The organism is Pseudomonas sp. MWU13-2105, from assembly GCF_023242315.1.
Lineage (GTDB): Bacteria > Pseudomonadota > Gammaproteobacteria > Pseudomonadales > Pseudomonadaceae > Aquipseudomonas.
The window spans coordinates 200,659-215,873 of sequence record NZ_JALLIY010000003.1; the positions used below are offsets into that span (position 1 = coordinate 200,659).

Genomic DNA, 15,215 nt, shown 5'->3' on the forward strand with positions numbered 1-15,215 from the left:
TCAATCAAGCGTACAAGCGTGTGGCGGGCAACCAGCGCTCGAAGGCCGCGGAGTCGACCCAGCGCCTGGCCGCCGCGATATCGGGGGCAAAGTAACGGTCTTCGTCGTAGTGCGCGACCTCGCGGCGAATCATCGCCAGGACTTCAGAGAGTTTTTCCGAGGTCTTGAGTGGCGCATGCAGGTCGACGCCCTGGGCGGCACCGAGCAGTTCGATGGCCACCACGGCGCTGCTGTTGCCGGCCATATCGAGCAAACGGCGGGCGGCAAAGGTCGCCATCGATACGTGGTCTTCCTGGTTGGCCGAGGTTGGCAGGCTGTCGACCGAGGCCGGGTGGGCCAGGGTCTTGTTCTCCGAGGCCAGGGCGGCGGCGGTTACCTGGGCGATCATGAAGCCCGAGTTCAGGCCGCCTTCGCGTACCAGAAAGGCCGGCAGACCGGAGAGCGCCGGGTCGACCAGTTGCGCGATGCGCCGTTCGGACAGCGCACCGATTTCGGCAATCGCCAGGGCCAGGACGTCAGCGGCCATCGCCACCGGTTCGGCGTGGAAGTTGCCACCCGAGAGCACGTCGCCATCGGCACTGAACACCAATGGGTTGTCCGAAACCGCGTTGGATTCACGCAGGAACACCCCGGCGGCAAAGCGCAGGTGATCCAGGCAAGCGCCCATGACCTGCGGCTGGCAGCGCAGCGAGTAAGGGTCCTGGACCCGTGCGCAGTCGATATGCGAACGGCGAATTTCGCTGTCAGCCAGCAGTTCACGATAGAATTCGGCTACGTCGATCTGGCCGGGTTGACCGCGCACGGCCTGGATACGTGGATCGAAGGGCACGTCCGAGCCTTTCAGGGCTTCCACGCACAGGCTGCCGGCCACCACGGCGGCGCTGAACAGCTTCTCGGCGGCAAACAGCCCGCGCAGCGCCAGCGCGGTGGACACCTGGGTGCCATTGATCAGCGCCAGGCCTTCCTTCGGGCCCAGCACCATGGGTTCCAGGCCGGCGATCGCCAGGCCTTCGACGGCGTCCATTTCCCGTCCTTCATGGCGTACGCGACCGACGCCGATCAGCACTGCGGACATATGCGCCAAAGGTGCCAGGTCGCCTGAAGCGCCCACCGATCCCTGGGAGGGGATGCATGGGTAGACCTTGGCGTGATAGAGCTTGACCAGCGCTTCAATCACCTGCCAGCGGATCCCGGAAAACCCCCGGGCCAGGGAGCCGACCTTGAGCGCCATGATCAGGCCGACGCTGGCATCATCGAGCAGCGGACCGGTACCGGTGCAGTGGGAAAGCAGCAGGTTGCGTTGCAGCTTGGCCAGCGACTCGGTGGCAATCGAGGTCCGGGCCAGCAGGCCGAAGCCGGTGTTGATCCCGTACACCGTACGTTGGTTGGCGATGATCTCGTTCACCGTGCGGGTGCTGGCGTCGACGCTCTCACGCGCGGCGGGGTCGAGTTCGATCGTGCATTGCTGCTGATAGATGACGCGCAGTTGATCCAGTGTGAGTTGACCGGGCTTGAGCAGCAGAGGTGCGGGCATGGCAGTGTCCTAAGGCGGAGGTTGGCTGGAATAGGTGGCTATATGTTCCTGTATATACAGGATGAGCAATATGCGGGCCAAAAGCGCTATTCAAGTCAGGGAGTGGCGTTGCAGAGCCGATTTCCGCCGATTGCCAGAAAAGACCGGCGTCCGCCGGAGCTAGAATGTGTCACCAAAGGTCGCACCAAAAACGCGCCCACTGCCCACTGTTGGGGCGAATGGAAACCAATGCTGGTGGGGCTACGCGGGGTCAAGGATTTCCTGGCAATCAAGAGGCGCGTTGGCGTGCAAGGTGTTGCGGGTAGGCAAAAGTGGGTGATGGCCTGGGGATTTTATGCTGTATATACAGCTCAGCTGGGTTTCACCCCCGGATCGGTGGCCCTGACTTCGGAAGGCTGAACGCCGCCGTTGGAAAGGTGCGACGGGATGGGAGGCATTTCCTCCCGAGGATTTTCAATACCGGTGACATATCTTCTTGCAACAATCCGCGGCAAATCGAATCAAGCCAAGGAATGTCGAGATGGATATCGCACACATCAATTCCCGCTCGCGGATCGGCGCCCAGCAAGGCTTTACGCTGATCGAGATCATGGTGGTGGTGGTCATTCTCGGGATCCTCGCGGCCATCGTGGTGCCCAAGGTCCTCGACCGTCCCGACCAGGCCCGGGTCACCGCTGCCCGGCAGGACATCGGCAGCCTGATGCAGGCCCTCAAGCTCTATCGCCTCGACCACGGCACCTACCCGAACCAGAACCAGGGCCTGAAGGTCCTGGCCGAACGCCCGGCGAACGCCAAGGACAGCACCTGGCGTTCCTACCTCGAACGCCTGCCCAACGATCCCTGGGGGCGTCCTTACCAGTACCTCAACCCCGGGGCCAATGGCGAAGTCGATGTGTTCTCCCTGGGCGCCGACGGCAAGCCGGGCGGTGAAGGCTCCGACGCTGATATCGGCTCCTGGCAGTTGTAGTCCGGGCCATGACCAATCCTTCGCGGATCGCCGCCGGGCAACGCGGCATGGCGATTATCAGCGCCTTGCTGATCGCCGCCGTGGTCGCGGTGATCGCCGGCGGCATGCTCGCTCGCCAGAGCGTCTTCACCCGCAGCCTCGAGGCCGAGCAGGCGCGGGTCCAGGGTGCCTGGCTGTTGCGCGGCGGCCTGGAACTGAGCCGGCAACTGCTCTGGGATGCGCGCCAGCACGACCCGCTGACCCGTCTCGACCAGGCCTGGGCCCAGCCACTGTCCGCCGCCGGCCTGAGCGAGCGTGGCGGGCAGTTCAGCGGGCGCCTGGAGGACGAGCAGGGCAAGTTCAACCTGCGCAACCTGGTCCGCGACAACCGGGTCGATCCCGAGCAGGTGCGGGCTTTCCAGCAGTTGTGCGAATCGATCGGGGTCAAGCCTGCCGTGGGCCAGCGGATCGTCCAGCGGGTCACCGCCGCCTACCCGCTGCTGCCGGATAACGCGCCCACCGCGCCAGCGCTCAAGGGCAGCTTCGACAGCGGTCGGCTGACTTCGCCGGGGACCGCGCTCAAGCCGTTGCCCGCAACCCGGCCGATGTTGCACAGCCTGGATGACCTGGGGGCCCTGGTGGGTGTAGACGCCGCCGCGCTGGCGCTGCTGGCTCCCCACGTGACCATCCTGCCGGCCAATACCTGGGTCAACGGCAATACCGCCAGCGCCGAAGTGCTGGCCTCCCAGGTGCCGAGGTTGTCGCTGGCGCGGGCGCGCAACCTGGTGGCCGAGCGTGATGCCGGACGCTGGTTTATCAATCGCGGCGATTTCGTCAACCGTCTGCAGATGCCCGAGCTGGTGGTCAGCGATATCAAGGTCGGCATCACCAGCGATTGGTTCCGCCTCAATGCCCGTTCACGCAGTGACCGCCGGCGGGTCAGCCTGGCGGTGTTGTTGTACCGCCAGGAGCTGCGGATGCCCCAGGTGATCTGGTCGCGGGTGGGTGTATGAGCACGCTGCGCCTGGCCTTGCCGCCGCTGGAGACACTGAGCCTGGACAGCCCGCTGGAGTTTGCCTGGCTGGATCGCCAGGGCCGGCTGACCGACCAGGGGCGCAGCAGCCTGGCGCGGTTGGGGCAGGCGCACAAGGGGGCTGCCGTGGAATGTTACCTGCACCCGCGCGACAGCCTGTTGGCCAGTATCGAATTACCCAACCTGCCGCCGGCGAGGATTCAGGCCGCGGTGGGCTGCGCGGCCCAGGCTCTGATCCTTGGCGGTTGCGAGTCGATGCATATCGTTCATGGGGCACGGGATGCCGAAGGGCAGGTTCAGGTCGCCTGGTTGCAACGGGCGCTGGTGGAGCGTTTCGGTAGCGTGCTGCGCCAGTCCGGGCTGAAATTGCGCGGCCTGTATCCGGCGGCCTACCGTCTGCCGGTGGACGCCAGCCAGGCGCCGGTGGTGGCGCTGTGTGACGAGCATCTTCTGATGCGCCGCAGCCAGGATCAGGCCCAGGTTCACCCGGTCGTCGACGTCGCACTGACGGAGCTGCTCAATAGCGGTGGCGTGGTCCATTGGGTCGGTGCCGCGGCACCGGACAACGCTCTGGTCCAGAGTCTGCCGGAAGATCAGGGCTGGTCCGGTACAGCACCGAATTGGGGATTGCACGGTGCGGTCCAGCCGATGTCCGGCAACGCCGGCGGTTGGGGGCGGGCAGTCGCTTGCATGATGCTCGCGGTGGCGATCTGGGCCGTGGGCCTCAACCTTTACGCCGCCCGCCAGGTGGAACAGGGCCAGCAACTCAAGGCCTGGATGACCCAGCGGGTAAAGCAGGCCTTCCCGGCCTTGCCGCTGATCCTCAATCCGTTGCAACAGGCCCGCCAGCAATTGGCCCTGCGCACGAACGGCGCGCCCGGCGACAGCGGCTTCACCCGCTTGGTCCAGCAGGCCGGTCTGGCCATGCCGTTTATGGTAGGCAACCTGCAAGCGTTGGCCTTCGAACACGGCGAACTGCACCTGAGCCCGTTGCCGGGCACGCCGGGCGGCGGTCGTGACAAGGCCTGGCAACTCAGCCTGAGCCAGGCCGGAGTGGCGGTGACGGCGGTTGCCGACGGCTGGGTCCTGAAAACCACCGGCCCGCAACCGCTGGCGGAGAACGACAGTGAATAAGGCCCTGATCAACCGCTATCGAAACCGCTGGCGTCAGTTTTCGAGCCAGGCCCGGTTGTATTGGCAGAGCCTGGCCCAGCGTGAGCGGCAGCTGCTGCTGGGCATGGCGCTGGGCGTCTCGGGCCTGTTGGTGTGGTTCGTATTGATCCAGCCGCCGTTGCGCAAGATCGACTTCTGGCGTCTGGAAACCCCGAAGTTGCGCACCCAGGCACAGACCCTCGACGGCCTGTTGCAAGGGTTGGCCGGCCCGAGCGCCGGGAGCGTCGAGAGCGAGTTGCGTAGCAGCCTGGACGCCGGCGGCCTGGCCGGGCACTACCAGTTACAAAGCGTAGGTGCAGGCTGGCTGCTGACCTTCGACGACGCCCCGGCGGATGGCCTGGTGGGCTGGCTGCTGGGCAACCCACCTTTATTTACCCTGGAAGTGGTCGAGGCCCGTTTGCAGCGCAAGGGCACGACCGAACCCGATGGCACGGCAGGCAAACTGTCCGGAACCGTTCGCATGGATCAGGCGCTTGGCGCTAAGGAAGCTTCATGAAGTGGTCAGGTTCTTTATCGGCCTTGCGTTGTCGGCAGGCCGCGGCGCCCTGGTTGTTGATGGCCTTGAGCGCCTGCAGCACGCCACCGCCGTCGGTGCAGCCGCCGTTGCTGGTGGAAAGCGAGTTGGGCCGGCCCCTGGCCTCGACGCTCAAGAGCGGCGATGCCGTGGCTGATCGGCAGCGGCTCCAGGCCCAGGTGGAGCAGCAACATCGCCAGCCACGCGCGCCGCTCAATCCCGCGGCGGGCAGGGCGGCGGCCAAGGGCAGCCCGGCGCCCGGCCCGTTGGGCAACCAGCCGGTGCAGTTGAATTTCGTCGACGCCGATATCCAGGCGGTGGTCCGGGCCTTGTCGCGTTCCACCGGACAGCAGTTCCTGGTGGACCCACGGGTCAAGGGCACCCTGACCCTGGTTTCCGAAGGCGAGGTCCCGGCCCAGCGCGCCTATGACATGCTGCTGGCGGCGCTGCGCATGCAGGGCTTCAGCGTGGTGGATGTCGGCGGGGTCAGCCAGGTGGTGCCGGAAGCTGATGCCAAGCTGCTGGGCGGGCCGATCTACAGTGCCGACCGGCCGGCCCAGGGCGGCATGCTGACCCGGACCTTCCGCCTGCAATATGAAAACGCGGTGAACCTGATTCCGGTACTGCGGCCGATCGTCTCGCCGAACAACCCGATCAATGCCTACCCGGGCAACAACACCGTGGTCATCACCGATTACGCGCAGAACCTGGACCGGGTCGCCACGCTGATCGCCAGTATCGACACCCCCAGCGCCATCGACACCGATGTGGTGACGATCCAGAACGGCATTGCCAGCGATATCGCCAGCATGGTCTCCGAACTGCTGGACAGCCCAGGCAATGACCCGACCCAGAAGATCGTCGTGCTCGGCGACCCGCGCTCCAACTCGATCATCATTCGCTCCGGCAGCCCGGAGCGCACGCAGCTGGCCCGGGAGCTGATCTACAAGCTGGACAATGCCCAGAGCAACCCGAGCAACCTGCACGTGGTCTACCTGCGCAATGCCCAGGCCGGCAAGCTGGCCCAGGCCCTGCGCGGGCTGCTCACCGGGGAAAGCGACAGCGCTGACGGCAAGGGCGACCCGACCCGGGCCATGCTCAGTAATGGCGGGATGAACAGCAACAGCGGCAGCCAGAGCGGCCAGGCCAGCCCGCAGAGCGGCGGCAGCACTTCGAGCAGCGGCACGAGCACCTCCAGCAGCGGCTCCTCCAGCGCCCAGGGCGCGCGGGCGGGCGCCGCCACCCAGGGTTCGGATCAAAGCGTGGCGTTTTCCGCGGGCGGAGTGACCATCCAGGCCGACGCTACCACCAATACCCTGCTGATCAGCGCGCCGGACCCGCTGTATCGCAACCTGCGGGAAGTCATCGACCAACTGGACCAGCGCCGCGCCCAGGTGGTGATCGAAAGCCTGATCGTCGAAGTCAGCGAAGACGATGCCAATGAATTCGGCGTGCAATGGCAAGCCGGCAATCTGGCCGGCAATGGTGTGATCGGCGGCGTCAACCTGGGCGGCACCAATCTGCTCAGCACGGCGAAGAACAGTATTGATGTACTGCCCCAGGGGTTGAGCCTCGGCTTGGTCAAGGGCTCGGTGAATATCCCCGGTGTCGGTCAGGTCATGGATCTCAAGGTGCTGGCCCGGGCCTTGAAAACCAAGGGCGGCTCCAACGTGCTGTCGACGCCGAACCTGCTGACCCTGGACAACGAGGTGGCGAGCATCTTCGTCGGCCAGACCATTCCCTTTGTCAGCGGCCAGTACGTCACCAACGGCAGCAGTTCGAGCAACAACCCGTTCCAGACCATCCAGCGCGAGGAGGTCGGCCTCAAGCTCAATGTACGGCCACAGATCTCCGAAGGCGGCACGGTCAAGCTGGATATCTACCAGGAGGTCAGCACGGTGGACGACCGCGCTTCGGCGGCGGCCGCCGGCACGGTGACCAACAAACGCGCGATCGACACCAGCATCCTGCTGGATGACGGCCAGATCATGGTCCTCGGCGGCCTGTTGCAGGACGGTTATACCCAGACCAATGACGGCGTGCCCTTTCTGTCGAGTATTCCCGGGATCGGCGCGCTGTTTCGTCATGAGCGCCGCGCGACCAACAAGACCAACCTGATGGTGTTCCTGCGGCCTTATATCATTCGCGATGGTGCGGCGGGGCGGAGCATCACCCTGAACCGCTATGACTTTATCCGCCGGGCCCAGGGCAGCCTGCAACCGGAGCGCAGTTGGGCCATGCCGGACATGCAGGCGCCGCAGTTGCCGAACGCGGCCCAGGCGATCCCGGGTTCCGCGCCGTCGGCCCCGCAGACGCCCCGGGCGGCGATTCGCGCGGTGCCGGTGTCACTTAATGAGAGGCCGCAGCCATGACGCTGGTGATGCGGCGCTTGTCGCGAGCGGGCTTGAAACAATGCCGGTTGCTTAAGCAAAGGCGCAATCGAACCTGTGGGAGCGGAGCTTGCCCGCAAAGATTCTGGCGGTCTCAAGGGACTCTTCGCGGACAAGGGCTGCTCCCACAAGGGCTGGGGTCACGATGAGTGCGCTACCTTATGCGTGGGCCAAGGCGCAACGTGTGTTGCTGCGTGACGGCGAGGACGGCGCGGTGTTGACTGCCTGTCCCTCGACCCCCGGCTGGGCCATCAGCGAGGTCCGCCGGCAGTTCGGCCCGGCCCGCCTGGAGCAGGTCCGCGATGAGGAACTCGACGGCCTGCTCGCCAGCGCCTATGCCGACACCGGCAGCGCGGCGGCGGTGGTCGGCGCGGCGGAAAACGAGGTGGACCTCGACCGGCTGATGCAGGACATCCCGGAAATCACCGACCTGCTCGACACCCAGGACGGCGCCCCGGTGATCCGCATGATCAACGCCTTGTTGACCCAGGCCGCGCGGGACGAGGCCAGCGATATCCATATCGAACCCTTCGAGACGCATTCGGTGGTGCGCTACCGGGTCGACGGCACCCTGCGCGACGTGGTCTCGCCGCGCAAGGCGCTACATGGCGCGCTGGTGTCGCGGATCAAGATCATGGCGCAACTGGATATCGCCGAGAAACGCCTGCCCCAGGACGGTCGCATCGCCTTGCGCGTGGCCGGCCGGCCCATCGATATCCGCGTCTCCAGCGTGCCCACCGGCCATGGCGAACGGGTGGTGATGCGCTTGCTGGACAAGCAGGCCGGGCGCCTGCAACTGGAAACCCTGGGCATGGACCCCGACGTGCTGGCGCGGCTCGACCAACTGATCCGCCAGCCCCACGGCATCGTTCTGGTCACCGGGCCCACCGGCAGCGGCAAGACCACCAGCCTCTACGCTGCCCTGGCCCGGCTCGACGCCAGTACCAGCAATATCCTCACCGTAGAGGACCCGGTGGAATACGACCTGCCGGGCATCAGCCAGATCCAGGTGAATGCCAAGATCGACATGACTTTCGCCCTGGCCTTGCGGGCCATCCTGCGCCAGGACCCGGACATCATCATGATCGGTGAGATCCGCGATCTGGAAACCGCACAGATTGCCGTGCAGGCCTCGCTGACCGGGCACCTGGTGCTGGCGACCCTGCACACCAACGACGCGGTGTCGGCGGTCAACCGCCTGATCGACATGGGTGTGGAGCCGTTCCTGCTGGCCTCGTCGATGCTTGGCGTGCTCGCCCAGCGCCTGGTTCGGCGTTTGTGCCAGCACTGTCGCCAGGAAGACCCGGCGGCGCCCGGCACCTGGCGTCCGCTGGGTTGCAGTTTGTGCAATCACACCGGCTACAGCGGTCGCACCGGTATCCACGAGCTGTTCTGCATCGACGACGATATCCGCGGCCTGATCCACCAGGGCGCTGCTGAGCAGGCCCTGCGCCTGGCCGCGCGTGCCGCCGGTATGTTGAGCATGCGCGAGGACGGCGAGCGCTGGGTACGCAGCGGCGCCACCGCGCCGGAAGAAATCCTTCGCGTAACACGGGACGCCTGATGAATCGCTATCGCTTCGAAGCCGCCGACGCCCTGGGCAAGATCGAAACCGGTCATCTGGAAGCCGACAGCCAGGGCGCGGCCATGGGTCTGCTGCGCAGTCGCGGGCTGACCGCGTTGCTGGTCCAGGCCGACGGCGTCCAGGGCGGTAGCAGCGCCAGTGGGATGTTCAGCGCCAAACTCTCGGACAACGACCTGGCCTGGGCCACCCGGCAGTTGGCGAGCCTGCTAGGCGCCAGCCTGCCGCTGGAAGCCGCGTTGAGCGCGACGGTGGAGCAGGCCGAGCGCAAGCACATCGCCCAGACCCTGAGCGCGGTGCGCGCCGATGTGCGCGGCGGCATGCGCCTGGCCGAAGCCCTGGCCAAGCGGCCGCGGGACTTTCCCGATATCTACCGGGCGCTGATCGCGGCGGGCGAAGAGTCCGGCGACCTGGCCCAGGTAATGGAGCGGCTGGCCGACTACATCGAGGAACGCAACAACCTGCGCGGCAAGATTCTCACCGCGTTCATTTATCCTGGGGTGGTCGGGCTGGTGTCGGTGGCCATTGTGATTTTCCTCCTCAGCTACGTGGTGCCCCAGGTGGTCAGCGCGTTTTCCCAGGCGCGCCAGGATCTGCCGGGACTGACGCTGGCGATGCTCAATGCCAGCGACTTCATCCGCGCCTGGGGTTGGTTGTGCTTTGGCGTCCTGCTGGGTGGTTTCTGGGGCTGGCGTTTGTATTTGCGCAATCCGGCGGCGCGCTTGGGCTGGCACAGTCGGATCCTGCGCCTGCCGCTGATCGGCCGCTTCGTGCTGGGGCTCAATACCGCACGGTTTGCCTCGACCCTGGCGATTCTCGGCGGAGCCGGCGTGCCATTGTTGCGGGCCCTCGAGGCGGCACGGCAGACGGTGTCCAACGACCGCCTGAGCCTGAGCGTGAGCGAAGCCACGGCGCGGGTCCGCGAAGGGGTCAACCTGGCGGCGGCGTTGAAGGTGGAGAAGGTCTTTCCCCCGGTGCTGATCCACCTGATCGCCAGCGGCGAGAAGACCGGCTCGTTGCCGCCGATGCTGGAACGGGCGGCGCAGACCTTGTCGCGGGATATCGAGCGACGGGCCATGGGCATGACCGCACTGCTCGAACCGCTGATGATCGTGGTGATGGGGGCGGTGGTGCTGCTGATCGTGATGGCGGTGTTGCTGCCGATCATCGAGATCAACCAGTTGGTGCAATAGCCACCGGGTGTTTGCTCGCAACCCCGGGCCAACTGACACGACGATCTGTTTGCGGGGCAACACCTGATCAATAGATTGTCAGTCTATAGATATGATGTTGTTTCTGTGTTTGTCTTTTAACTATTTGATTATATAGAAATATATTGTTTGGCATGAATCGTGTGAGTCAGTTGGGGCGACAGATGACTTGACCCGGCCGCGGGAGAGGCCACACCCACCTTTCAGACGAAACCACTGACATGCACAAGACCTTGCAACGCACTTTTATCAGCGGCCTGTTGGCACTCGGCAGCTTCGCCGGACTGCTACCGGTTACTGTCCAGGCCGCCGATAACCAACAGTTCATCCCGTTGGCGACCTACCGGGTCGGCGCCTATGCCTCCAGCGGCATCCCCTGGTGGGCCGGGGAGATCGACTATTTTCGCTATATCAACGAGGTCGAAGGTGGCGTGAACGGCGTCAAACTGGTCTGGCAAGAGTGCGAGACCGAGTGGAAGACCGACCGCATCATCGAATGCTATGAACGCTACAAGGCCGGCCTGGACGGGGCCCCGACCGGGTTTTTCTTCACCCACAGCACCCCAGGCTCCTATGCCTTGATGGACCGGGCCGCCGTCGACCATATCCCGCTGATCGATGGCGCCGGCGGGCGCACCGAGTCCACCGATGGCAGCGTATTCCCCTACGCCTTCCCGCTGTTGCTCAATTACTACGGCCAGGCGTCGGTAGGTATCAACTACATTGCCCAGCGCGAAGGCGGGCTGGACAAACTCAAGGGCAAGAAGATCGTCACCGTCTACCACGACTCTGCCTATGGCCGTGAAACCCAAGCGGCAATGCAGGTGCTGGCGCAAAAGTACGGTTTCGAGAATATCCAGATCCCCGTGGCCGATCCGGGTAGCGAGCAATCCACGCAGTGGCGCCAGGTCCGGCAGATCAATCCGGACTGGGTATTCTTGCGGACCTGGGGCGTGTCCACTCCGGTGGGGATCAAGACCGCCGTGCGCTTCGGCATCCCGGTCGACCGGCTTATCGGTGACGTCTGGGCCGGCTCCGAGGCCGACGTGATTCCCGCAGGCCTGGCGGCCAAAGGCTACCAGGCCCTGGCGCCTTTTCCGGGTGGCGACAGCTTTGAAATACATCGGCGGCTCAAGCAATACATCCTGGATCCGGGCAAGAGCAACCTGAAGGACACCAGCTACTTCGGCAAGGTCTACTACAACATCGGCCTGATCAATGCCGCCATCGCCGTTGAAGCGCTGCGCAGCGGACAGGCCAGGTTCGGTCATCGTGCGCTCAACGGAGAGGAAACCCGCTGGGGCTTCGAGCACCTGGACATCGATGCCGCACGGCTGAAAGCCATGGGCTTCGAGGGGCTGCTGGCGCCATTGCGGCTTTCCTGTGCCGACCACGAAGGCGGTGGTTCCGCCCGCGTGCAGCAGTGGGACGGGCAGAAGTGGGTGCTGGTGACCGACTGGCTACAGGCCGACCGGGCAACCTTGCGTCCGTTGATCGAAGCCAAGTCCGCCGCCTACGCCAAGGAAAAGGCCATCACCGCGCGTAACTGCGCCACCGAGTAAAGCGCGGGGGCTGGCGTCCAGGCCAAAACCCATCCGGATAGCCCCCCGCGGATAGGTATTTTCCGAACCTGCTGGGGGGCTCTGCAAAGGGATACTATCGAGCACACCAGCAGAGTGAATTCCTTGGAAAATCCGGAGACTGTCACATGGATACGGATGAAAAGCTGCGCCAGCAGGTGCTTGACGAACTGAAATGGGATTTGGCATTGAAGGCCGAGCAAATCCTGGTGCAGGTGTCCGATGGGATCGTGACGATTTCCGGCAATGTCGCCAGCCACGCCGAAAGATGGCACGCCGAACAGGCGGTCACCCATGTCTCAGGGGTGGTGGATCTGATCAACAATATCGAGGTTGTACTGCCGTCGCAGCATGTGCGCACGGACAGTGATCTCGTCGCGGCGGCCGTCTCGGCCTTGCAATGGAACACCTCACTGGCCGGCCAGCAGGTCAAGGTCAGTGTGGCGGATGGCTGGCTGGTGCTCGGCGGCGAGGTGGATTCGGAGCATCAGCGCCAGACGGCAGGCTATGCGGTGCGCTATCTGCAGGGGATCAAGGGGATCAGCAACGATATAGTGGTCAAGCCTCATGCCTCTTCAGACACGATCAAGACCGATATTGAGGCCGCCTTCAGGCGCAAGGCAATTATCGATGCCCATGGCATCGAGGTCCGTGTGCAGGACGGCGCGGTCACGCTTTCCGGTGCGGTGGGATCGCTCCTCGAACGCGATATGGCCCGCTCGACTGCGGCGGGTACTGCGGGAGTGCTGAAGGTCGTCGATAACCTGGTGGTCTCGGCGACCAGCTAGAGTCCAGGCATGGAGAACGGCGGAGGTGCTGTTTTTACAGTGGCGGCGGGCACTTGATGCCCGCCGGGCCAGCGGCGCTCAAAGTATTTGCTCACCCGCGGCCAAGGCGATGCGGGCCAGTTCGGGAATGGACTTTGCCTCGGTCCTGTCCATGATCGAGGCCCGGTGCTTTTCAACGGTCCGTTGACTGATCCCCAGGTCGACAGCAATATTTTTGCTGGGCTGGCCGGCCAGTACCAGTGCCATGATCTGACGCTGGCGTGTCGTAAGGGTGGCAATATGTTCCAGGGCGGACTTGCGGCGGGCCTTGGCGCCCGCGGTTTTCCTGTGAATGACCAAGGCCGTGTCCAGGCTGGTCAGGATATCCTGGCAACGCAGCGGCTTTTCCAGGAAGTCGCAGACGCCAGTTTTCATGGCCTCGACGACCGTGGCAACACGGCTGTTGGTGCTGGTCATGATAATCGGTAGTTCGTCACCCTCGGCCCTTAGCCGGCTCAGTACCTCAAGTCCGCTTATTCCCGACAGGTGTGCATCCACAATCAGGCAGGCCTCCTGCTCCCCGGCGTAAGCCTCGAGAAACCGTTCACAGTTGCAATAGTCCTGGACGGCATAGCCATGGGCCTCTAGCTCCGTGCGCAAGCTGTGGCGCAAAACAAGGTCAGTGTCCACCAGGTACACGACTGGACGACAGCGCCAACGTTCTGCGCTGGAAGGGTATGGGAGCAATGATTGTTCCTGGGTCGATCGGCTTACTCGCATGATTGACATTCCCGACAGGAGGTGTTTTTGAGGGACCGATTTTTCGATGCTACGCCGCCCGGGATGCGATTTATTTGACCTATGTAAAGAACTACCGATCTAGATCGTCGTTGAACACCCCCCGGCGTCCAGCGGTTTTACTCCAGGAACCACGCTGCTGCTGAGTGAATGGGATATGGGTAGATTCCGAGGCTGGTCACCTACCGCCAAGACGGTCCATCGTGTCGGCGTGCTCGATCTGCGTGGCAGATGGTTCCGATCCGTTATGCGTTGGATGACTCAACCTCATTGAAGGCAACCGCTATGGCCTATACGACGATCAACCCTTACAACGGCAAGTTGCTCGCGCAATTCGAGACGCTTACCGATCAGCAGTTGGAGCAAAAGCTGGCCACTGCGGCGCAGTGTTACCTGAGTTGGAAAAATACCCCCTATGCCGAGCGCGCGGCGATCATTGCCAAGGCCGGCGAACTGATGCATGCGCGCTTCGACGAGCTGGCCCGCAAGGTCACCCTGGAGATGGGCAAACGCATCAATGAGGCCCGCGGCGAAGTGAAATTCAGCGCCGATATCCTGGCCTACTACGCAAAAAACGCCGAGCGCTTCCTGGCCCCGGAAGCCCTTCATCCGGTCGAGGGTGAAGCGCATATGGAGAGCAGTCCCATCGGCGTGGTTTTCGGCGTCGAACCGTGGAATTTTCCCTTCTATCAGCTGGCTCGCGTTGCCGGTCCGCATTTGATGGCGGGCAATGTGCTGGTGATCAAGCACGCCGGTTGCGTACCGCAATGCGCGATTGCCTTTGAACAACTGCTCCTCGATGCGGGGGCTCCCGCGGGGTTGTATACCAACCTGCTGATCTCCCATGAGCAGTCCAAACAGGTGGTCGACGACGAACGTATCCGTGGCGTCGCCCTGACCGGCAGTGTCGCTGCCGGACGCAGCCTGGCGGCCTGGGCCGGGCAGAACCTGAAGCCGTCGTCCATGGAACTGGGCGGCAGCGACGCGTTCATTGTGCTCGAAGATGCCGATCTGGACCTGGCGATCAAATGGGCGATATGGGGGCGGATGTATAACTGCGGGCAGACCTGTTGTGCGGCCAAACGCTTCATCGTCGTGGATAAACTGGCCGATGCGTTCCTCGAGGGATTCCAGGCGGTGCTCGCAGCGATGCTCCCCGGCGATCCCATGGATGAAAAGACTGCCCTGGGCCCGTTGTCCTCGGAAGCCGCGTTGTTGCAACTGCTTGAGCAAGTGCAGACGGCGATTGCCCACGGCGCCAAGGTTTTGCTCGGCGGCGGCCGGATCGATCGGCCCGGCGCTTTTATGGCGCCGACCATCCTCACCGATATCGCCCCCGACAACCCGGCGTTCCGCGACGAGTTCTTCGGCCCCGTGGCGCTATTTTTCCGGGTGCCTGACGAAGAGGCGGCTATTGCCCTGGCCAACGACTCCGACTTCGGCCTGGGGGGCTCGGTGTTCACGCGTGACCTGGCCCGGGGGCAGCGTGTTGCCAGCCGCATCGAGACCGGCATGATGTTTATCAATAGCATCAGTTGGAGCGATGCCGAACTGCCGTTTGGTGGCATCAAGAACTCGGGCTACGGTCGTGAGCTCGGCAATATGGGCATCCAGCAATTCGTCAATAAGAAGCTCGTGCGCTACGTCTCGGCCCAGGCCCCCGTCTGAAGTCCTGGCCCGGAGACAT

The 15,215-nt window shown here is 64.1% G+C and carries 13 protein-coding genes; 11 read left to right on the top strand and 2 right to left on the bottom strand.

Annotated elements, in window-relative coordinates; genetic code table 11:
- Positions 1–4: 4 nt before the first annotated feature.
- Positions 5–1,534 (bottom strand): histidine ammonia-lyase, encoded by a 1,530-nt coding sequence (gene hutH / locus M5B96_RS05755; RefSeq protein ID WP_248795710.1) that lies wholly within the window; start codon positions 1,532–1,534, stop codon positions 5–7.
- Between the two features lie 42 nt (positions 1,535–1,576).
- On the opposite strand from hutH, the gene M5B96_RS05760 reads away from it, so the two are divergent.
- The 10 genes from M5B96_RS05760 (at position 1,577) to M5B96_RS05805 (ending at position 12,751) form a co-directional block, all read left to right on the top strand.
- A complete protein-coding gene (locus M5B96_RS05760) occupies positions 1,577–1,933 on the top strand; it encodes a hypothetical protein (protein ID WP_248795712.1) in 357 nt (118 codons plus the stop codon).
- A 121-nt stretch (positions 1,934–2,054) separates the two neighbouring features.
- Complete coding sequence (gene gspG, locus M5B96_RS05765) at positions 2,055–2,501, top strand: type II secretion system major pseudopilin GspG (protein WP_248795714.1); 447 nt, start codon at positions 2,055–2,057, stop codon at positions 2,499–2,501.
- Between the two features lie 8 nt (positions 2,502–2,509).
- On the top strand, positions 2,510–3,493 hold the full coding sequence (gene gspK, locus M5B96_RS05770) for a type II secretion system minor pseudopilin GspK (protein ID WP_248795716.1): 984 nt from the start codon (positions 2,510–2,512) through the stop codon (positions 3,491–3,493).
- Complete coding sequence (gene gspL / locus M5B96_RS05775) at positions 3,490–4,647, top strand: type II secretion system protein GspL (protein WP_248795718.1); 1,158 nt, start codon at positions 3,490–3,492, stop codon at positions 4,645–4,647. The genes gspK and gspL overlap by 4 nt, the downstream gene beginning before the upstream one ends.
- Positions 4,640–5,182 carry a type II secretion system protein GspM gene (gene gspM, locus M5B96_RS05780; RefSeq protein ID WP_248795720.1) on the top strand — a complete coding sequence of 181 codons (543 nt, stop codon included), beginning with the start codon at positions 4,640–4,642 and terminating at the stop codon, positions 5,180–5,182. The genes gspL and gspM overlap by 8 nt, the downstream gene beginning before the upstream one ends.
- Positions 5,179–7,572 carry a type II secretion system secretin GspD gene (gene gspD / locus M5B96_RS05785; RefSeq protein WP_248795722.1) on the top strand — a complete coding sequence of 798 codons (2,394 nt, stop codon included), beginning with the start codon at positions 5,179–5,181 and terminating at the stop codon, positions 7,570–7,572. Before gspM ends, gspD begins: the two co-directional genes overlap by 4 nt.
- Before the next feature lie 163 nt (positions 7,573–7,735).
- Complete coding sequence (gspE, locus tag M5B96_RS05790; protein ID WP_248795724.1) at positions 7,736–9,154, top strand: type II secretion system ATPase GspE; 1,419 nt, start codon at positions 7,736–7,738, stop codon at positions 9,152–9,154.
- Positions 9,154–10,365, top strand: a complete 1,212-nt coding sequence (gene gspF, locus M5B96_RS05795; protein ID WP_248795725.1) for a type II secretion system inner membrane protein GspF — start codon at positions 9,154–9,156, stop codon at positions 10,363–10,365. The genes gspE and gspF overlap by 1 nt, the downstream gene beginning before the upstream one ends.
- A 239-nt stretch (positions 10,366–10,604) precedes the next feature.
- On the top strand, positions 10,605–11,945 hold the full coding sequence (locus tag M5B96_RS05800) for an ABC transporter substrate-binding protein (protein WP_248795726.1): 1,341 nt from the start codon (positions 10,605–10,607) through the stop codon (positions 11,943–11,945).
- 146 nt (positions 11,946–12,091) lie between these two features.
- A complete protein-coding gene (locus M5B96_RS05805; protein ID WP_248795727.1) occupies positions 12,092–12,751 on the top strand; it encodes a BON domain-containing protein in 660 nt (219 codons plus the stop codon).
- Between the two features lie 78 nt (positions 12,752–12,829).
- On the opposite strand, the gene M5B96_RS05810 is transcribed toward M5B96_RS05805, so the two are convergent.
- Positions 12,830–13,420, bottom strand: a complete 591-nt coding sequence (locus M5B96_RS05810) for a response regulator transcription factor (RefSeq protein WP_248795728.1) — start codon at positions 13,418–13,420, stop codon at positions 12,830–12,832.
- A gap of 393 nt (positions 13,421–13,813) precedes the next feature.
- Between M5B96_RS05810 and M5B96_RS05815 the strand changes: the two genes are divergently transcribed.
- A complete protein-coding gene (locus tag M5B96_RS05815; protein ID WP_248795730.1) occupies positions 13,814–15,196 on the top strand; it encodes an NAD-dependent succinate-semialdehyde dehydrogenase in 1,383 nt (460 codons plus the stop codon).
- Positions 15,197–15,215: the final 19 nt, after the last annotated feature.